The following is a 19,886-nucleotide window of genomic DNA, read 5'->3' on the forward strand; positions in this document are numbered from 1 at the left end:
AATGATTGAACGCGGTAAATTTCGCTCACTGACGCTGGTCAACTGGAACGGTTTTTTTGCCCGGACGTTCGATTTGGACGAACTGGTTACCACTCTGTCCGGCGGTAACGGCGCGGGGAAATCGACGACGATGGCGGCCTTTATCACCGCGCTGATCCCCGATTTGACGCTGCTGCATTTTCGTAACACTACCGAGGCAGGGGCCACCAGCGGCTCGCGCGATAAAGGGCTGCACGGCAAGCTGCGCGCCGGCGTGTGTTATGCTACGTTGGATGTCGTCAATTCCCGCCATCAGCGCGTGTTGGTCGGGGTGCGCCTGCAACAGGTCGCCGGGCGCGATAAAAAGGTCGATATCAAACCCTTTGCCATTCAAGGATTGCCCACCACGTTGCAGCCGACGCAGGTGCTGACCCAGTCATTGGGCGAACGCCAGGTTCGGGTGTTGACGTTGCAAGAACTGAAAGATCGTGTGGAAGAGATGGAGGGCGTGCTGTTCAAACAGTTCAACTCCATTACCGATTACCATGCGCTGATGTTTGATTTGGGCGTGGTGCCTCGTCGGTTACGCTCTGCTTCCGATCGCAGTAAATTCTATCGTCTAATCGAAGCCTCTCTGTACGGCGGGATCTCCAGTGCCATCACCCGATCGCTGCGTGATTACTTGCTGCCGGAAAATAGCGGGGTGCGCAAGGCGTTCCAGGACATGGAAGCGGCACTGCGTGAAAACCGTATGACATTGGAAGCCATCCGGGTGACGCAATCGGATCGCGATCTATTCAAACACCTGATTTCAGAAGCCACTTCCTACGTGGCTGCTGACTATATGCGCCATGCCAATGAGCGACGGGTGCATTTGGATGGTGCGCTGGCGCTGCGTCATGACCTGTTTGGTTGCCGCAAGCAGTTGGTGCATGAGCAGTACCGCCATGTGAAAATGGCGCGTGAGTTGGCGGAACAAACGGACGCCGAAAGCGATTTGGAAACCGATCACCAGGCTGCCAGCGACCACCTTAATCTGGTGCAAACGGCGTTGCGTCAGCAGGAAAAGATTGAGCGTTACGACGCCGATCTGGAAGAACTGCGTTCACGTTTGGAAGAGCAGGACATCGTGGTAGAAGAAGAGCGCGAGCAGCTCGAAGAGAACGACGCGCGCGCCCAGGCTGCCGAGCAGGAAGTGGATGAACTGAAAAGCCAGCTCGCCGACTACCAGCAGGCGCTGGACGTGCAGCAGACCCGTGCGATCCAGTACCAGCAGGCGCAACAGGCATTGGAGCGGGCTCGCTCGCTCTGCCAGTTGCCGGACTTAACGGCGGATAACGCCGATGAGTGGCTGAAAACCTTCCACGCGCGGGAGCAGGAGGCGACCGAGCTGTTGCTGCAACTGGAACAAACCCTGAGCGTTTCCGATGCGGCACATAACCAGTTTGAACAAGCCTATCAGCTAGTCTGCAAGATTGTGGGTAACGTTTCGCGCAGCGAAGCCTGGCAAGCGGCGCGTGATGTACTGCGCGACATCACCTCGCAGCGCTATCAGGCAGAACGTGTGCATCCTTTGCGTGGTCGTCTGACCGAACTGGAACAGCGCCTGCGCGAGCAGCAAGAAGCGGAACGTCTGCTGCAAGAGTTTGGCAAACGCTATGGTCAGCCCTGTGAGCCGGAAGAGTTGGACAGCTTGCAGCAGGAACTGGAGCTGAAGATTGAAACCCTCTCTGCGCTGGTCGCGGAAGCCGGGGAGCGTCGTTTGGCGCTGCGTCAGGAGCTGGAGCAGACCCAGCAACAAATCCAGACATTAACCGCGCGTGCACCGGTGTGGCTGGCTGCGCAGGAAGCCTTGACGCAATTAAGTGAACAGAGCGGGGCAACCTTTGCTGATGGTCAGGAAGTGACCGAGCATTTGCAGCAACTGCTGGAGCGCGAGCGTGAAATCACGGTCGAGCGTGATGAGGTAGCGGCGCGCAAACGTCACATCGACGATCAAATCGAGCGGTTAAGTCAGCCAGGTGGTGCGGAAGATACGCGTATGGCGGCGCTGGTAGAACGCTTTGGCGGCGTGTTGCTGTCCGAAATTTATGATGACGTGACGCTCGACGATGCGCCGTACTACTCCGCGCTCTACGGGCCATCACGCCATGGTATCGTTGTGGCCGATCTGTCGCTGGTGCGTGAGCAGCTTGAAGGGTTGGAGGACTGTCCGGAAGATCTCTATCTGATCGAAGGGGATCCGCAATCGTTCGATGACAGCGTCTTTGCAGTAGAAGAGTTACAAAAAGCGGTGGTGGTTAAAATCGCCGATCGCCAGTGGCGCTATTCACGTTTCCCTGAAGTGCCGTTGTTTGGTCGCGCGGCGCGCGAAAACCGGCTGGAGAGTCTGCGCGACGAACGTGAAGCGCTGGCAGAGCAGTACGCCACGCTGTCGTTTGACGTGCAGAAGACGCAGCGTTTGCATCAAGCCTTCAGCCGTTTTATCGGTTCTCATCTGGCTATTGCGTTCGATGACGATCCTGAGGCGGCGCTGCGTCCCTTGAGCTCGCGTCGCGGCGAGTTGGACCGTGCCATCAACAATTTTGACGCTGAAAACCAGCAGCAACGTCAGCAATACGACCAGGTTAAAGAGTGTGTTTCATTGCTGAATCGCCTGATCCCACGCGTCAGCCTGCTGTGTGATGATACCTTACACGACCGGATCGAGGAGATTCGCGACGAACTGGATGCCGCAGAAGAGTCCGCGCATTTTATTACGCAGCACGGTGCGTTGTTGGTGAAACTGGAGCCGCTGGTGGCGGTGCTGCAAAGCGATCCACAGCAGCATGAACAGCTACGAGCACAGTACACCCAGGCGCAAAGTGCACAGCGTCAGGCGAAACAGCAGGCGTTTGCCTTAACGGAAGTGGTGCAACGGCGTCCTCATTTCAGCTATAGCGACTCAGCGGACATGCTGGGGGAAAATGCCGATTTGAATGACAAATTGCGCCAACGGTTGGATCAGGCAGAAACCGAGCGTACCCGTTCGCGTGAACAATTGCGTCAGCAGCAGGCGCAGTTAACGCAGTACAGCCAGGTGCAGGCTTCGTTGCGCAGTGCGCATGACGCCAAAAATGAAATGCACAAAGAGCTTATTCAGGAGTTGCAGGAGATCGGCGTGCGCGCGGATGCGGATGCAGAGGCTAGCGCCCGCACTCGCCGTGATGAATTGCATGCCGCCTTGAATGCCAACCGTACGCGCCGTAATCAGTTGGAGAAGCAGATTACCTTCTGTGAAGCGGAAATGGATGGCTTGCAGAAAAAATTGCGCAAAGTGGAACGTGATTATCACCAGATGCGCGAACAGGTGGTGACCGCGAAAGCGGGCTGGTGTGCCGTCATGCGTCTGGTGAAAGACAATGGCATGGAGCGCCGTTTACACCGTCGTGAACTGGCCTACATGGACGCTGACGAATTGCGTTCCATGTCGGATAAAGCGCTGGGGGCATTGCGACTGGCGGTTGCGGATAATGAACATCTGCGTGACGTGCTGCGCGCATCGGAAGATCCAAAGCGGCCTGAGCGCAAAGTGCAGTTCTATATCGCGGTTTATCAGCATCTGTGTGAGCGTATTCGTCAGGACATTATTCGTACTGATGATCCGGTTGAAGCCATTGAGCAGATGGAAATTGAACTCAACCGTCTGACGGAAGAACTGACCGCGCGTGAGAAAACGCTGGCGATCAGTTCCAAGAGCGTGGCAAACATTATTCGCAAAACCATCCAGCGTGAGCAAAACCGTATACGCATGCTGAACCAGGGCTTGCAGGCGGTTGCGTTTGGGCAGGTGAAAAGTGTGCGCTTGAACGTCAACGTGCGTGAAACACACACCACGCTGCTCAACGTGCTCTCGGAACAGCAAGAGATGCATCAGGATCTGTTCAGCAGCAACCGGTTGACCTTCTCGGAAGCGCTGGCAAAACTTTACCAGCGCCTCAACCCTGAAGTGGATATGGGGCAACGCACGCCGCAAACCATCGGTGAGGAGTTGCTCGATTACCGCAACTACCTTGAGATGGAGGTGGAGGTTAATCGCGGTGCCGATGGCTGGTTGCGTGCAGAGAGTGGCGCGCTTTCCACCGGTGAAGCGATCGGGACCGGGATGTCGATTCTGGTGATGGTGGTACAGAGCTGGGAAGATGAATCCAAACGCTTGCGCAGCAAAGATATTATCCCGTGTCGTTTGCTGTTCCTCGATGAAGCTGCGCGTCTGGATGCGAAATCCATCGCTACGTTATTCGAACTGTGCGAGCGGTTGGAAATGCAACTGGTGATTGCTGCACCGGAAAACATCAGTCCGGAAAAAGGCACCACCTATAAGCTGGTGCGTAAAGTGTTCCAGAATCAGGAGCATGTGCACGTGGTCGGACTGCGAGGTTTTGGCAGTGAGAATGAAGCGCCGCAGGTACAGGCATCGTAGCGGAACGCTTACGGTATGACGTGCAGAAATTGTGCCAGACCTGCTTGAAACCGTCATTCCCGCGAAAGCGGGAATCTCGTGCAGAAGAAACGCGTTTATTCTTTCAGAGATCTCCGGCTTTCGCCGAGGTTGACAAGAGGGACGTCGAGGATGACAAGTTGTTGACGTGACGTAGTCATCAGTCTGAGAGGCCGTGTTAAACGGCCTCTTTTTTTGTCTCTTAATTTCCCTAATTTGCGCTGTGCACATGACGGACCAGTGAAATAAACCTGAGGGAAGTGGCGAAAAAAACATTGTCTCTTTATATACTAATGATAATGATGAGCGAATAATTAAAGTGGCAGGTCATCTCAACGTTTTGCGCTATTTGATGACAATCAGTTTCTTCATAACGTGAATTAGGGAGTCATATCCATTGGACCTCGTGGCTTTCATTGCCGATAAAAATATCGTGGCTGATATCGCGTTTAGTGAATACAGGGGATGAATGGATGTTGTTATGTGAGCAAAAAGCGCAGAGCACACTGTGCCGTGTTGGTGCGCTGTGGGCCTTGAGCCTGTTTTCTTTCTGTGCGTTGTCGGCTAGCGGGCTGGCGGCGGTAATTCCCCATGCAGCGACGGGTGTCTCTTCGCACACCGCAGGCTCTGCGTCTCATGAAACCAGCGCGGCGGCGTTACAGGGGTTGGCGGCGAAAGGCGTTAAACCGCATTATCTTTCAGAAATCACCGCACTCTACGCATTGCATCCGGCATAACGACTGTGGGCGGATGAGCACGCCGTGGTGCAGCTTCAGCAACAGTTGGCGGAAGTCGCGCTGTCAGGGATTCAGCCGCAGTTCACGCAATGGGTGACCTGGTTGACCGATGCCAGTATCAACGGGATGGCGCGCGACGTTCTGTTGTCGGATGCCATGCTGGGCTATCTGCAATTTGTTGACGGCGTGGAGCGTAACGGAACCGACTGGCTCTACAGCAGCGTCCCCTACCGTTTGCAATCGCCTGCGCGCGTGGAGCAATGGCGGCAGGCACTGGTCGCGGGCAACAGAGCTGGTTTTGTTTCATCGCTTGCACCGCGCCATTCACAATATGCCAAGATGCATCAGGCGTTAAAAACGCTGTTGTTGGATACGCGTCCCTGGCCGGTGTTGACGATGTCGGGTACCTTGCGTCCCGAACAGCAAAACAATGATCTGGCCGTGCTGCGTGAAATACTGCAACGCACCGGTATGCTTGACACGTCAGGGACCATCACCTTGTTCAATGAGCAACCTGCTGCTACCGATGCGGCTGCTCCGTCATCGGATACCTATACGGGCGATCTGGTCGAGGGGGTCAAGCGCTTCCAGCAGTGGCAAGGGTTAGACGCCGACGGCGTCATTGGCAAGCGGACGCGGGATTGGCTGAATGTTTCTCCGCAAACCCGTGCAGCGCTGCTGGCGCTTAATATTCAACGCCTGCGTCTGGTGCCGGATAATGTGAGCACCGGCATCATGGTGAACATCCCAGATTATTCGCTGAACTATTATCAAAATGGTACGCAGCGGCTCTCTTCGCGTGTGATTGTTGGACAACCGAAACGCAAAACGCCGTTGCTGAGCAGTTCATTGTATAACGTGGTGGTCAACCCTCCGTGGAACGTGGCCACTACGCTGATTCGTCAGGATATCGTCCCCAAAGTTATCAAGGATCCCAGCTATTTGCAGCGCAATAATTATACACTGCTCTCTGGCTGGCATTCCGAAGCGGAGACCATCGATCCGACGATGATTGACTGGTCCATGGTGTCGGCCGATCGTTTCCCGTATCGCATTCGCCAGGCTCCCGGTGCCAATAACTCGTTGGGGCGGTATAAATTCAATATGCCCAATTGCGAAGCGATTTACTTGCACGACACGCCGAATCATGGGCTGTTCCAGCGCGACATTCGCGCGCTCAGTTCGGGCTGCGTGCGCGTGAACAAAGCTTCCGAACTGGCTGGGCTGCTGTTGCAGGATGCTGGTTGGAACGATGCGCGTATTTCCTCCACGCTGGCGCAGGGAAATACCACCTATGTGCCGGTCAAACAGCGTATTCCGGTCAATCTGTACTATTTGACGGCCTGGGTAGCCGACGACGGCAAACCCCAGTTTCGTACAGATATTTACAATTATGATGATACGGTAAAATGCGGGGCGAGCATCCTGGGCAAGGCAGGGCAACTGCTCCAGTAACCGCTGATATTCTGGGGCGTTAGCGCTGTCACAGGGTTTAAATCGTAGCGGGGGATCAACGCGATCCTCCGCATACCCTGTAGTAAAACGGGTTGACTCCAATGCACTGCACGGTTATAGTGAAAAATCGAGCATTTTTTTCGTCGTTATGCCTTTTAAGCAGGGGCACACTTCATGGAATTCATCGATCATCATCGCCGCAGATGGCTGGCGCTGGGTGGGGCCGCGTTGGGCGCAGCCATGCTACCGGGGCAGGCGTTTGCCACGCTATCAACCCCACGTCCACGTATTCTCACGCTAGCAAACCTCAATACCGGCGAGTACCTTAAAACTGAATTCTTCGATGGCCGCCGTTACAACAAAGATGAATTGTTCCGTCTGAACCACTTCTTCCGTGATTATCGCGCCAATAAAATCAAAACCATCGATCCTGCGCTGTTTGACCAACTCTATCGCTTGCAGGTGATGTTAGGCACCAACAAACCGGTGCAGTTGATTTCGGGGTACCGCTCGGTGGACACCAACAATGAAATGCGCAGCCATTCGCGCGGCGTGGCCAAACAGAGCTATCACACCAAAGGGCAGGAGATGGATTTTCACATCGAGGGTGTGCAACTGGCCAATATTCGCAAAGCGGCGCTGAAACTGAAGGCGGGTGGCGTAGGCTACTATCCGAAAAGTAATTTCGTGCACATTGATACCGGGCCGACGCGGAGCTGGTAACCCTTAACGCTAATAGGCCCTGCGGCCTGACCGTGTCATGATGATGGTCACATAAGGGTGCTTTTTCGTGAAGTGGAGTGCTATGAAATACCAGATTGTTCTCGTGACGACGTTCAGCCAAAACTGTACGTTGTTATGGTGTGAGGAAACCCGCGACGCGGCGATTGTTGACCCCGGTGGCGAAGCGGAAAAAATCAAACGTGCCGTCGCGCAGTGCGACATCAAGGTATCGCAAATCCTGTTGACGCATGGACATCTCGATCACGTCGGTGCGGCTCAGCAACTGGCCGATCACTATCAGGTGCCGATTATCGGCCCACATCCCGCTGATGCCTTCTGGCTTGATGGTTTGCCCGCACAGAGCCGCATGTTTGGCCTGACAGAGTGTGCGCCGTTAACACCGACGCGCTGGTTGCAAGAAGGGGATTCGGTGACGATAGGTAACACTGAGCTGTCCGTGTTGCACTGTCCGGGACATACGCCGGGCCACGTGGTGTTTATTGACAAAGTATCGCGTTTGGCGCAGGTGGGCGATGTGATCTTTAATGGCGGTGTAGGGCGCAGTGATTTCCCGCAGGGCGATCATCAGGCATTGATTACGTCTATCCGCACCAAGCTCTTCCCACTCGGGGATGATATCACCTTTATTCCTGGACACGGCCCGATGTCGACGCTGGGGCCGGAGCGTAAGACCAATCCTTTTGTGCATGATTAATGCACAGGCATCCCCCGACTAGCAGGGGATGCCTTACAGCATATTACAGCACGGCCACAATGGCTTCGCACAGCGGAGCCATATTTTCCGGCGTCATACCTGCCACGTTAACTCGTCCAGAGTTCACCGCATAGACCGCAAACTCATCGCGTAGACGCAATACTTGCTCTTTGGTCAGACCGCTGAATGAGAACATGCCGTTCTGCTGAATGATAAATGAGAAATCCTGCGTCGCGCCTTTTTCCTGCAAGGTATTGACGAACAGATGACGCATGCGTTGGATGCGCTCGCGCATTGCCGTCAGTTCCTGTTCCCACAGGGTACGCAACGCTTCGTTGCCGAGGATGGTCGCTACCACCGCCGCACCGTGGGCCGGTGGGTTGGAGTAGTTAGCGCGGATGATGGATTTCATCTGGCTAAACGCTTTGTCTGCCACATCGGCATTGGCCGCGACCAGCGTGCAGGCACCGACACGTTCGTTATACAGGCCAAAGTTCTTAGAATAGGAGCTGGAGACCAGTAGCTCAGAATGGGAAGCAGCGAAAATACGCAGCCCCTCAGCATCCTCTTCCAGCCCGCGAGCAAAGCCCTGATAGGCAAAATCAAACAGCGGCAGCCAACCTTTCTGTGCGGACAAGTCAGCCAGTGCTTGCCACTGCTGCGCCGTTGGATCGATACCCGTCGGGTTGTGGCAACAGCCGTGGAATAACACCACGTCGCCCGCCTGAACCGCTTCAAGGCTTTTTACCATGCCATCAAAGTCCAGCGCGTGGTTAGCGGCATCGTAGTAGTGATAATCACACACTTCCAGCCCGGCAGCCTGGAACACGTTTTTATGGTTGGGCCAGCTCGGGTTACTAACCCAAATACGCTTAGCGGAGGTCTGGCTGGCGATAAATTCTGCGGCAATACGCAGGCCACCGGTACCACCCGGCGTTTGTGCGCTACGCGCACGCTTTTCACTGATAATCGCGCTTTGTTTGCCGAACAGCAGCTCTTGCGTACGCAGGGCGAACTCGGGCAGGCCATCGATCCCGAGATAGTTTTTGGTAGCTTCATTTTCAAGCAAAAATTGTTCTGCTTTTTTTACGCTGGCCAGCACCGGTGTCTTTCCGGTTTCATCTTTGTATACGCCGATACCCAGATTGATTTTTTGTGGACGGGAGTCGGCGCGAAACAGATCTGCCAGGCCAAGAATCGGATCAGCGGCAGCGGCAGTAATATGTTCAAACATTGATGGCTATTCCATGACAGAGGTTAGGCAAAAACTTTAATTCTACCGCTAGCCATAAGCTTTGCCAACCGTTTGCGATCAAAATGCGGGTGAAATAACAGGAAAAATTGTGGCAGGAGCGATAGCCATAAATGGCGCTAATAGTCAGGCTGTAGAAAACAAAAAGACAGGGCACGAAGCCCTGTCTTTTTCGTTATCAGACTGCGTAATGCAGTGGTGATAAAACGAAATTAGAACTGATAAGTTACACCAACAGCAACTTTGTCATCATCATTGATGCTGTAGAGGTTGTCAGATTTGATCAGGTTAATTTCGTATTCAGAGTATACGGAGAAGTTTTTGTTGAATGCGTAGGTTGCACCCAAGCTCACGTATTTGGTGATGTAGTCGTTGCCAGAAATACCAGTAGAGGTATCTGTGCCTTTGGCTTTAGCTTGAACGTAACCCAGAGAAGGCGTCAGGCCGAAGTCGAAGTTATACCGAGCAACAGCTTCGAAAACTTCAGTTTTGTCTGCAAATGCGTCAAAAGTAGTACCCGGAGCAACGGTGCTCGGAATGCCTTCAACGAAGGATACATTACGCAGTTCAGAGTAGATGGCAGCAACATAGATGTTGTTGGCATCATACTTCAGACCTGTACCCCAAGCTTCGGCTTTCTTGCCTTGACCAGAAACAGACTGAGAGTTTTGCTCATTGGTGCGGTTTACTGCTGCGTAGTTAGCAACAATGCCTACGCCTACAGGAGATACGTACTCAACAGAAGTACCCCAACCGTCGCCATTCTGACGAGACAGTTTGCGGTCCTTACCTTCGTTCAGCGTAGTGGAGTTGTTAGAACCTTGGTATTGCAGACCGAAATTCAGACCATCAACCAGACCATCAACCATACCAAAGAAATCTTTGTTACGGTAGGTCAGAACGCCAGTAGAACGGCCAGTCAGGAAGTTGTCAGAGTTGGATTGATCGCCGCCCCACTCAGGCAGAACGTCGGTGTATGCCAGAGAATCGTAAGCGATACCCATGTTACGACCGTAGTCGATGGTACCGAAATCAGTGATTTTCAGACCAGCGAAGGCATAACGAGTAGCAACGTCAGAACCTTCTTCTTTGTTGCCAGCGAATTCAGCTTCGTAACGACCGTAGCCCGTTACATCGCTATTGATCTGAGTTTCACCTTTGAAACCCAGACGAGCATAAGATTTGTCACCGTTTTCGCCATTGTAATCAGAGAAACGGTGTTTAGCGGTAACTTTACCGTACAGGTCCAGTTTGTTGCCGTCTTTGTTGTACACTTCTGCTGCGTTTACTGCACCCGCAGCCAACAAAGCCGGGATTACTACTGCAAGAATATTGCGTTTCATCATTATTACCCTCATTGGTGTTTTAAGACACCCGCCGCTGCCATTAACAATTCTCGAAAAAAGTAATAAAACTCTTACGGAACTATCACTGGAAGTTTGGTGTCCTCCTGTGTCTGAACGCCGTGTTCCATTCACTCGCCCGTTAATCTACCCCAAAAATGATACTAAGCTCGTAATAAGGTAACAAAAAGAAATAATATGTTTCAAAATGTAATATTTAGGGAGCTTTGTGAGCCTTATCTGAAAGAAAAAAAGACCGCGAAAAATTCGCGGCCTTTTTTCTAGTTATTTGTTTTACTTATGTTTAATGCGCATTTAGAAACTGGCGTTACGTGGAGTGCGTGGGAAAGGGATCACATCGCGCACATTTTGTACACCGGTAACATAGGCAATCAGACGTTCAAATCCGAGCCCAAAACCAGAGTGCGGAATGGTGCCGTAGCGACGCAGATCGCGATACCACCAGTAATCTTCTTTATTAAGTCCCATCTCTTCCAGACGGCTGTCCAACTGTGCCAGACGCTCTTCACGCTGAGAACCACCGATGATTTCGCCGATGCCCGGTGCCAATACGTCCATGGCCGCGACGGTTTTACCGTCTTCATTCATACGCATATAGAACGCTTTGATGTCTTTCGGGTAGTTTTTCACCACCACCGGTGCTTTAAAGTGCTGCTCTGCCAGATAGCGCTCATGCTCGGAGGCAAGATCAACGCCCCAGAACACCGGATTTTCGAAGGTGTGTCCGCAATTCAGTAGGATCTCGATAGCGTCGGTATAATCCACCTGGGCAAAATCTGCACTGACAAAGTTTTCCAGACGGATGATGGCTTCTTTATCGACACGCTCAGCAAAAAACGCCATGTCATCAGCGCGCTCTTCGAGCACGGCTTTGAATACGTATTTCAACAGGCTTTCTGCCAGCGCTGCGGCATCGTCCAGAGTAGCAAAGGCCACTTCCGGCTCGATCATCCAGAATTCTGCCAGATGGCGGCTGGTGTTGGAGTTTTCGGCTCGGAACGTGGGGCCAAAGGTGTACACATTGGAGAGCGCACAGGAGTAGGTTTCACCGTTCAATTGGCCTGAAACGGTCAAGAAAGCCTCTTTGCCAAAGAAATCTTCACTGAAATCCACTTTGCCCGCCTCGGTACGCGGCAGGTTTTCCAGATCCAGCGTGGAAACGCGAAACATTTCACCGGCACCTTCGGTATCCGACGCTGTGATAAGCGGCGTAGAGACCCAGAAATAAACGTTTTCATGGAAGAAGCGGTGAATGGCCTGGGCCAGCGTATGACGCACGCGTGCTACGGCACCGATCAGGTTAGTGCGCGGGCGCAGGTGCGCGACTTCACGCAGGTACTCAATACTGTGACGTTTTGCTGCCATCGGATAGGTATCCGGATCGTCCACCCAGCCCACCACTTCAACGGCGGTGGCTTGAATTTCGAACGACTGACCTTCACCCGGCGACGCAACCACGGTACCAGTGACGATCACAGAGCAGCCAGTGGTCAATTTCAGAACGTCATTCTGGTAATTGGGAAGATTATTATTTACGACCGCCTGTAACGGATTAAAGCAGGAACCGTCATAGACGGCGATAAAGGAGATACCGGCTTTAGAATCTCTCCGGGTACGTACCCAGCCGCGCACGGTGACTTCACTGTCAACGGCGACACGGCCTTGCAGTACGTCGACTACAGGCACTACGCTCATAAAATTCTCTCTTCTCAATGAATGATATTTAACGGGTCAACCCCTAAGGGTGATTTGCTATGTTACTTGCCGTCTGGCAGGACACAAGCAGAAATCACCGGAATGCGTCAAGTTTTGCGCATTCCGGTAATGTTGGGTTAAATACTGAGCAATCGAGCAAACTAACTGGCTTTTCTGATACGCGGCAGATCGAAGGCTTTGCGTAGTGCGGAAATAAATGCGGCGTCATGGCAGATGGTTTTGCCGGGGCTGTCGGAGAGTTTCGCCACCGGGCGACCGTTGCACTCCACCAGCTTGATGACGATATTCAGCGGTGTAACGCCTGGAATATCGCAGGTCAACCGCGTGCCGATGCCAAACACCAGATTGATGCGCTGAGAAAAATGGCGATAGAGTGTAAGCGCTTTTTCCAGATGCAAGTTATCGGAGAACACCAGCGTCTTACTCTTACTCATGGGGTCAATGTCTAAGCGTTGATAATGTGCGATGGCCTTTTCGCCCCAATCGATCGGATCCCCGGAATCATGACGCAGACCCTGATAGGCATTAGCGAAATCGAGATCGAAATCGCGCAGGAACGCATCCATGGTAATGCAATCCGTCAGCGCGATACCGAGCTGATCGGGGTATTCCACCAACCAGGCGTGCAGGGCGGCACGTTGGCTGTTAGCCAATGTTGCGCCGAGTTGCTGGTGCGCCTGGAACCATTCATGCGCCTGCGTTCCCACCGGTGTCAGCCCCAAGCGGCGCGCCAGATCGTAGTTGCTGGTGCCAATCAAATAAGGGAACTCTTGCTGTAATACGCTCACGATCTCGTGTTGCACGTCGCGGGAGAAACGGCGCCGAGTGCCGAAATCCATCAGTTTGAAATGGCTCAGGTCGATACCCTGACTACGTTCACGAAACTGCGTCAGCGTGCGGCGCCACGGCGTGCACGGCGCTAACGTCCGGTGTGCACGAACGGTGTACCGCTTCACTGATCACCGCCAGCAAGGGGACTTCCCATAAAATCACTTCGCGCCATGGGCCACGAATGCGAATATCCCGCTTACCGTGATGATTGCTTACGGTAACCTGCTGCGGGTTAAAGCGGAAATGGCGTAGCCACTGTAAATAATCTGCGGTAAAAAAAGCAGCGTAGAGAGGTAAGCGAACTCGTCGTCGCTGAGTAACAGTTGGCTCATCAGCGCAATCTGCGCGGTGATAGCCTCTGCATAACTCCCTAACAGCTCATCGCCACGGCAGCGGAATTCCGCTGTAACGTCCACATCATAATAATGATGAAACACCGCTTGCTGCATATGAAGCTTGTACGCATCCGTATCCAGCAATGAGTTCAAAATCGGGGAAGGGTGTAAAGTCATAATGCGTTACAGCATCCTCGTCAGACGCGTTTTCACTATCAAAATCATCAGCAACGTTCGGTGAGTATACCTTGATTCACGCTGCGTTGTCGCTATCACCAGATAACATCATAATTCGGCCAGAAAGAGAGGACCATTCGTGCTCTGACATGGTTATTATTCTCATTACTTAGTCATGGCAACATCGTTGTAACAGGCATAAACTGAACTGTCAAAGCAAAGAGTGAGGTGTAAACATCCTATGAATCAACAGTCGCAAGTAAAATACCGTCATGATTACCGAGCGCCGGACTATACCATCAGCGATATCGCGCTTGATTTTGTTCTGGATGCACAGAAAACGCACGTCACGGCAGTGAGCCAGGTAGTTCGGCAGGGAGAGGCGGGGGCGCCGTTAAAACTGGACGGTGAAGGGCTGACGCTGTTAAGCCTGACAGTGGATGGTCAAGCCTGGCCGCACTATCAGGTTGAGGATGATGGCTTGGTGTTGACGCATCTGCCCGCCGCTTTCACGCTCAGCATCGTCACAGAGATCAATCCTGCCGCCAACAGCGCGCTGGAGGGGTTATACCAATCTGGTGCTGCGCTTTGTACCCAGTGTGAGGCGGAAGGATTCCGCCACATCACCTATTATCTAGATCGCCCCGATGTGCTGGCGCGCTTTACCACGCGCATCACCGCCGATCCGGTTCGCTATCCTTATTTACTCTCCAACGGAAATCGCATCGCACAGGGTACCCTGGATGATGGCCGACACTGGGTTGAGTGGCAGGATCCGTTCCCGAAACCTTGCTATCTGTTCGCGCTGGTGGCGGGGGATTTCGATGTGCTCAGCGACAGCTTTACCACCCGTTCCGGGCGCGAAGTGGCCTTGGAGTTGTATGTCGATCGCGGCAATCTCGATCGTGCGGGCTGGGCGATGACCTCACTGCAAAACGCCATGAAGTGGGATGAAACCCGTTTCGGTCTGGAGTATGACCTCGACATCTATATGATTGTCGCGGTGGACTTCTTTAATATGGGCGCGATGGAAAATAAAGGGCTCAACGTCTTTAACTCCAAATACGTGCTTGCCAAGGCAGAAACCGCTACCGATAAAGATTATCTGAATATTGAAGCGGTGATCGGCCATGAATATTTTCACAACTGGACGGGTAACCGCATTACCTGCCGTGATTGGTTCCAGCTCAGCTTAAAAGAAGGGCTGACGGTGTTCCGCGATCAAGAGTTCAGTTCCGATCTGGGATCGCGCCCAGTAAACCGCATCGATAACGTGCGCGTGATGCGCGGTGCGCAGTTTGCCGAAGATGCCAGCCCGATGTCGCACCCGATCCGCCCGGATCAAGTCATCGAAATGAATAACTTCTACACCCTGACTGTATACGAGAAGGGTTCGGAAGTGATCCGTATGCTGCATACGCTGCTGGGTGAGGATAAATTTCAGGCGGGCATGCGGCTTTATGTGGAGCGTCATGACGGCAGTGCGGCCACCTGTGATGATTTTGTGCAGGCGATGGAAGATGCCTCGGGAGTGGATCTGACGCAGTTCCGCCGTTGGTACAGCCAGTCGGGTACGCCGGTGGTGACGGTGCGCGATGATTATAATGCTGCAACGCAGCAATATCTGCTGTCGGTCAGCCAAAAAACGCCTGTGGGCGCGGATGGTCAGGAAAAATGCCCGTTGCATATTCCGCTGGATATTGAACTGTACGATCAGCAGGGTAACGTGATTCCGTTGCAATATGCGGGTCAAACGATCGATTCGGTACTAAACCTGACCAAAGCAGAGCAGACGTTTGTGTTTGATAATGTGCCGAGTCAGCCGATCCCCTCTTTATTAAGGGAGTTCTCTGCGCCGGTTAAACTCAACTATGCCTGGAGCGATGCGCAACTAACCTTCCTGATGCGTCACGCACGCAATGATTTTTCGCGCTGGGATGCGGCGCAAAGCCTGCTGGCGAACCATATTCGTCTCAACGTGGTGAGCTATCAGCAACATCAACCGCTCTCGCTGCCACTGCATCTGGCCGATGCGTTTCGTGGGGTATTGTTGGATCCTGCGCTGGATCCCATGTTGGCGGCACAAATTCTGACGCTGCCCAGTGAAAACGAAATCGCGGAGCTGTTTGAGATTATCGACCCGCTAGCCATTGCGGCAGTGCGCGAAGCGATGGTTCGCACATTGGCGACAGAGCTGGCCGATGAGTGGCTCGCGGTGTATCGCGTTAACACCACCGCAGAGTACCGTATTGAACATGCTGATATTGGTAAACGCGCGCTGCGCAACACCTGCCTCTATTATCTGGCGTTTGGTGAAGAGGTGCAGGCTGATGCGCTGGTAAGCGCGCAGTATCAGCAGGCGGATAACATGACGTATGCGTTGGCGGCGCTCTCCAGTGCAGCCAGTGCGCAACTGCCGGTGCGAGATACGTTGATGGCGCAGTTTGACGATCGCTGGCACACCGATGGTCTGGTGATGGATAAGTGGTTCACCTTGCAAGCTACCAGTCCGGCCAGTGACGTGTTGTTTCGGGTGCGAGCGTTGCTGAACCATCGTTCATTCAGTCTGAATAACCCCAATCGACTGCGTGCGCTGGTCGGGGCGTTTGCCAGTGCCAATCCGGCCGCGTTCCATGCCGCGGATGGAGAGGGCTACTGCTTCCTGACCGAGATCCTCAGCGATCTCAATACCCGCAATCCGCAGGTCGCTGCTCGGTTGATTGAGCCGCTTATTCGGTTGAAGCGCTATGATGAATCGCGTCAGGCGTTAATGCGTCAGTCACTGGAGCAATTGAAAACGCTGGATAACCTCTCAGGCGATCTGTTTGAGAAAATCAGTAAAGCGCTGCAAGGCTAATCCCCCTTAAGGTTCCCGCGTCAGGCGGGAACCTGTTTTCTGTGATAAGTGTTTTACTTTCCCCTGCGATATCATTACCATTTCCCGCCGTGCTTCAGGAAGTCACCCGCTTTATTGTTATTTTGCATGCATGACTTTTGGGATCTCAGGAGACACTATGTTCTATCCCGTAATCAAGAAGGCACTTTTTCAGCTCGATCCAGAACGGGCTCACGAATTTATCTTCCAGCAGTTACGTCGTCTATCTAATACACCGTTTGAATTTCTTATTCGCCAATCCGTTCCCACCAAACCTGTTACCTGCATGGGCCTTTCTTTTAAAAATCCACTCGGTTTAGCCTCTGGCCTGGATAAAGATGGCGATTGTATTGATGCGCTGGGCGCAGTGGGCTTTGGTCATATTGAAGTCGGTACGGTAACACCGCGTCCGCAGCCCGGTAATGATAAACCGCGTCTGTTTCGCGTCGTAGAAGCGGAAGGGTTAATTAACCGCATGGGATTTAATAACCATGGCGTGGATAACCTGATCGAGAACGTAAAAAAATCCCGTTTTGGCGGTGTGCTGGGAATTAATATCGGCAAGAATAAAGATACGCCAGTAGAGCAGGGTAAAGATGACTATTTGATCTGCATGGACAAGGTCTATGCACACGCCGGATATCTTGCGATCAATATCTCTTCACCGAATACGCCGGGATTACGTTCTCTGCAATACGGCGAAGCGCTGGACGATCTGTTGCAGGCGATTAAAAATAAACAAGAAGCATTGCATCAACAACATCATAAATATATGCCGATCGCGGTGAAGATCGCACCGGATCTTTCTGAGGAAGAATTGATCCAAATCGCTGATAGCTTGGTGCGTCATAACATTGATGGAGTGATTGCCACCAATACCACACTGAATCGTGATTTGATTCAGGGATTAAATCATTGTGGGCAAACCGGTGGGTTAAGCGGACATCCGTTACAGCATTGCAGCACCGAAGTTATTCGTCGTCTGGCGCAAGAATTGAACGGCCGTTTGCCGATTATTGGCGTTGGCGGGGTCGATTCACTGATGGTCGCACGGGAAAAAATGGCCGCGGGTGCATCACTGGTACAGATATATTCCGGCTTTATTTTTCATGGACCGCGCCTGATTAAAGATATCATTACCCATATTTAATCTTTTCATCACATCATTTCTCGTTGGGGGTTTATTTATTCCTCCAGCTAGTCTATATTTTACTCGTTTGTGCAATTAATCTTCTTTTTTACAAAAAACGCGGCTGACATACCCTCACCGAGCGTATGAAGGATATTAACCGTTTTCTTGTCAAGGATGGCAATGGTATGTGGTGTGCAGACGCAATGGCGTCGATGAATAGCCCAGGGGGAAGGTGAATAATATGAAATTAAAACCTGACGACAATTGGCGCTGGTATTTTGATGCGGAACACGATCGTATGATGTTGGATTTAGCCAACGGCATGGTATTTCGTTCTCGTTTTGCGGCCAAAATGCTTACGCCAGATGCATTTGCTCCCGTATCATTTTGTGTTGATGACGCCGCATTGTTTTTCACCTTTCAGGAAAAATGTCAGCCTATTTCGTTGCAGCATGAATTGCAGGCAGAGCTGGTATTAAATGCGCTGGTGGCTCACCGTTATTTAAAACCCCTGATGCCGAAGAGTTGGTATTTTGCGCAGCAACCCCATGAACAGCAGGCCCCGCAAATGGGCGATGCGGTTTGGGTAATGCTGGCTGAAAGCCAGGAAATTGCCTGCTTTATGGTAGTGGATCGCGGTGAAAAAGCCAGCTTGTGCGTGTTGGCTCAAGAGGCGCTGATGCTTAAAGGCAAAACGATGCAGCTAGGCGAAGCGATTAAAATCATGCATGACCGCCTGTTGCCCCAACAGAGCGCGCTGGCAGGGGCGATGCCATCGGCATCCTTCCCCTATGCCAAGGTGGTGTAGGGGAAGAATTCTTGTCAGGAGAGCACCAGGTCTCTCTGCGGCACGCAACTGCATGCCAGAATAGTGCCATCCTCGCGCACGGCACCCCGCTTTAAGGGCGAAACCTCACCGCTGACCAGCGTCATTTTGCAACAACCGCACACGCCCGCCCGGCAAGAATAGGACACGCGCACGCCGTGCTGCTCCAGTTGCTCTAACAAAATCTGCTGATTATTCCCCGGCAGCGTTTTGCCCTGATAGTGCAGGGAAAGGCCTTGTTCCGCCTGAATGGGGGCTTCTAGCGTTGCGGCAGGAGCTCCTGCACCATAGAGACGCGGTGGCTTGGTTGCCAGCACCTCGACGCTATCGCCCACGCGAATGATACCGCTTTGACGCGCCACCATATTCTGACCAAAATCCACGTCACCGTTTTCCGCCGTGCGGAAGGCTTGTAGCGTGGCGAGCGGCTCTCTCGAGGGATGCTTGCGTCCACGCTCGGTGCTCACGGTGGTCAATACACAGCGGCTGCACGGTTTGACAACGTCGAAGGTCACCTCACCGATACGCAGCGTTTGCCAACTGTCTTCCGCGAAGGTATCAGCACCGGTCACCACGATATTAGGGCGGAACTGAGTCAGCTTGATCCCAGCGCTACAACGCTGGCGCAGTGCCTGAAAAGAGGCTTCATTGACCAACAGATAAGGGTAACCGTCGGCGAAACCCAACGGAATGCCGGGAAAACGCTTTACGCGACGAGAGGGCATGCCGCCAACCCAGCACAACTGTACCGGACGTTTAAAATAACCGCTCAACCACTGGTTGATGTTATCGGGTGCGATACAGGCGGAAAAATGCGTGCCCCAGACTTCAGTAGGCTGTGGCGTGTGGGCGAAATCCGCATAGCGTACTAACGCCTGAGCGCCGTCAGGTGCGGTGAGAAACAGGCCGTCAGGCAGCAACGCCGGTGTAAACAGCACCATTTCGGGAAACTGGCGCGCAGTGATAAAGGTCCCATCGGGTTCCGTCACCATAAATGAACGGTCATACGCCAGACCGCTGGGCGTTGCCAACGCATGGGAAAGTTGCAAGCCGCGCAAGGATTTGACCGGATGAACGTATAGTTGGGAAACACCAATCATCAAGAGTGCCTATCTGTTCAAAGGTTTTTAACGCCGCAACTTTATGACAAGTCGCTGGGATTAGCTATAATGCGCCTCAATTTTATGTGTTACACCCATGATACTTCAAATTGCACGTGCGCTGACTGTGTGGGGGCACCCGAACCACTTATCGCTTTCCTGCAACTCGAAGTCGTCTGGGTCTACCCT

General features: G+C 52.8%; 10 protein-coding genes and 2 pseudogenes. 7 read left to right on the forward strand and 5 right to left on the reverse strand.

The features are described 5' to 3' along the window. Nucleotide 1: 1 nt before the first annotated feature. The 4 genes and pseudogenes from mukB to CS369_RS09535 all read left to right on the forward strand — a co-directional run bounded on the left by mukB (nucleotide 2) and on the right by CS369_RS09535 (nucleotide 8,089). Nucleotides 2-4,441, forward strand: coding sequence for a chromosome partition protein MukB (gene mukB / locus CS369_RS09520; RefSeq protein WP_196906887.1), 4,440 nt, complete (start codon nucleotides 2-4; stop codon nucleotides 4,439-4,441). 491 nt (nucleotides 4,442-4,932) lie between these two features. Next, nucleotides 4,933-6,651, forward strand: a pseudogene (ldtD, locus tag CS369_RS09525) (L,D-transpeptidase). A gap of 174 nt (nucleotides 6,652-6,825) precedes the next feature. Next, nucleotides 6,826-7,374 carry a YcbK family protein gene (locus CS369_RS09530; protein ID WP_196906888.1) on the forward strand — a complete coding sequence of 183 codons (549 nt, stop codon included), beginning with the start codon at nucleotides 6,826-6,828 and terminating at the stop codon, nucleotides 7,372-7,374. An 82-nt stretch (nucleotides 7,375-7,456) separates the two neighbouring features. Then, on the forward strand, nucleotides 7,457-8,089 hold the full coding sequence (locus CS369_RS09535) for an MBL fold metallo-hydrolase (protein WP_196906889.1): 633 nt from the start codon (nucleotides 7,457-7,459) through the stop codon (nucleotides 8,087-8,089). Between the two features lie 43 nt (nucleotides 8,090-8,132). On the opposite strand, the gene CS369_RS09540 is transcribed toward CS369_RS09535, so the two are convergent. The 4 genes and pseudogenes from CS369_RS09540 to pncB all read right to left on the reverse strand — a co-directional run bounded on the left by CS369_RS09540 (nucleotide 8,133) and on the right by pncB (nucleotide 13,764). Beyond that, complete coding sequence (locus CS369_RS09540; RefSeq protein ID WP_196906890.1) at nucleotides 8,133-9,323, reverse strand: amino acid aminotransferase; 1,191 nt, start codon at nucleotides 9,321-9,323, stop codon at nucleotides 8,133-8,135. A 230-nt stretch (nucleotides 9,324-9,553) separates the two neighbouring features. Next, nucleotides 9,554-10,687 carry a porin gene (locus tag CS369_RS09545; protein ID WP_280514758.1) on the reverse strand — a complete coding sequence of 378 codons (1,134 nt, stop codon included), beginning with the start codon at nucleotides 10,685-10,687 and terminating at the stop codon, nucleotides 9,554-9,556. A gap of 312 nt (nucleotides 10,688-10,999) precedes the next feature. After that, entirely contained in the window at nucleotides 11,000-12,400 is a 1,401-nt protein-coding gene (asnS, locus tag CS369_RS09550; RefSeq protein ID WP_196906891.1) for an asparagine--tRNA ligase, read from the reverse strand. Between the two features lie 161 nt (nucleotides 12,401-12,561). Beyond that, a pseudogene (pncB, locus tag CS369_RS09555) lies at nucleotides 12,562-13,764 on the reverse strand (nicotinate phosphoribosyltransferase). A 241-nt stretch (nucleotides 13,765-14,005) separates the two neighbouring features. Here pncB and pepN point away from each other — a divergent pair. The 3 genes from pepN to CS369_RS09570 all read left to right on the forward strand — a co-directional run bounded on the left by pepN (nucleotide 14,006) and on the right by CS369_RS09570 (nucleotide 18,579). Continuing rightward, nucleotides 14,006-16,621, forward strand: a complete 2,616-nt coding sequence (gene pepN / locus CS369_RS09560; protein WP_196906892.1) for an aminopeptidase N — start codon at nucleotides 14,006-14,008, stop codon at nucleotides 16,619-16,621. A 157-nt stretch (nucleotides 16,622-16,778) separates the two neighbouring features. Beyond that, nucleotides 16,779-17,789 (forward strand): quinone-dependent dihydroorotate dehydrogenase, encoded by a 1,011-nt coding sequence (pyrD, locus tag CS369_RS09565; protein ID WP_196906893.1) that lies wholly within the window; start codon nucleotides 16,779-16,781, stop codon nucleotides 17,787-17,789. Between the two features lie 223 nt (nucleotides 17,790-18,012). Then, complete coding sequence (locus CS369_RS09570; RefSeq protein WP_196906894.1) at nucleotides 18,013-18,579, forward strand: cell division protein ZapC; 567 nt, start codon at nucleotides 18,013-18,015, stop codon at nucleotides 18,577-18,579. Nucleotides 18,580-18,593: 14 nt separating this feature from the next. On the opposite strand, the gene CS369_RS09575 is transcribed toward CS369_RS09570, so the two are convergent. Continuing rightward, nucleotides 18,594-19,697, reverse strand: a complete 1,104-nt coding sequence (locus CS369_RS09575) for a YcbX family protein (protein ID WP_196906895.1) — start codon at nucleotides 19,695-19,697, stop codon at nucleotides 18,594-18,596. Nucleotides 19,698-19,886: the final 189 nt, after the last annotated feature.

The organism is Candidatus Symbiopectobacterium sp. 'North America', assembly GCF_015762685.1.
GTDB lineage: Bacteria > Pseudomonadota > Gammaproteobacteria > Enterobacterales > Enterobacteriaceae > Symbiopectobacterium.

Excerpts from the sequence above, each read along its gene's own strand:
- mukB (WP_196906887.1), top strand. The coding sequence starts at position 2 with ATGATTGAACGCGGTAAATTTCGCTCACTGACGCTGGTCAACTGGAAC.
- CS369_RS09530 (WP_196906888.1), top strand. The coding sequence starts at position 6,826 with ATGGAATTCATCGATCATCATCGCCGCAGATGGCTGGCGCTGGGTGGG.
- CS369_RS09535 (WP_196906889.1), top strand. The coding sequence starts at position 7,457 with ATGAAATACCAGATTGTTCTCGTGACGACGTTCAGCCAAAACTGTACG.
- CS369_RS09540 (WP_196906890.1), bottom strand. The coding sequence starts at position 9,323 with ATGTTTGAACATATTACTGCCGCTGCCGCTGATCCGATTCTTGGCCTG.
- CS369_RS09545 (WP_280514758.1), bottom strand. The coding sequence starts at position 10,687 with ATGATGAAACGCAATATTCTTGCAGTAGTAATCCCGGCTTTGTTGGCT.
- asnS (WP_196906891.1), bottom strand. The coding sequence starts at position 12,400 with ATGAGCGTAGTGCCTGTAGTCGACGTACTGCAAGGCCGTGTCGCCGTT.
- pepN (WP_196906892.1), top strand. The coding sequence starts at position 14,006 with ATGAATCAACAGTCGCAAGTAAAATACCGTCATGATTACCGAGCGCCG.
- pyrD (WP_196906893.1), top strand. The coding sequence starts at position 16,779 with ATGTTCTATCCCGTAATCAAGAAGGCACTTTTTCAGCTCGATCCAGAA.
- CS369_RS09570 (WP_196906894.1), top strand. The coding sequence starts at position 18,013 with ATGAAATTAAAACCTGACGACAATTGGCGCTGGTATTTTGATGCGGAA.
- CS369_RS09575 (WP_196906895.1), bottom strand. The coding sequence starts at position 19,697 with ATGATTGGTGTTTCCCAACTATACGTTCATCCGGTCAAATCCTTGCGC.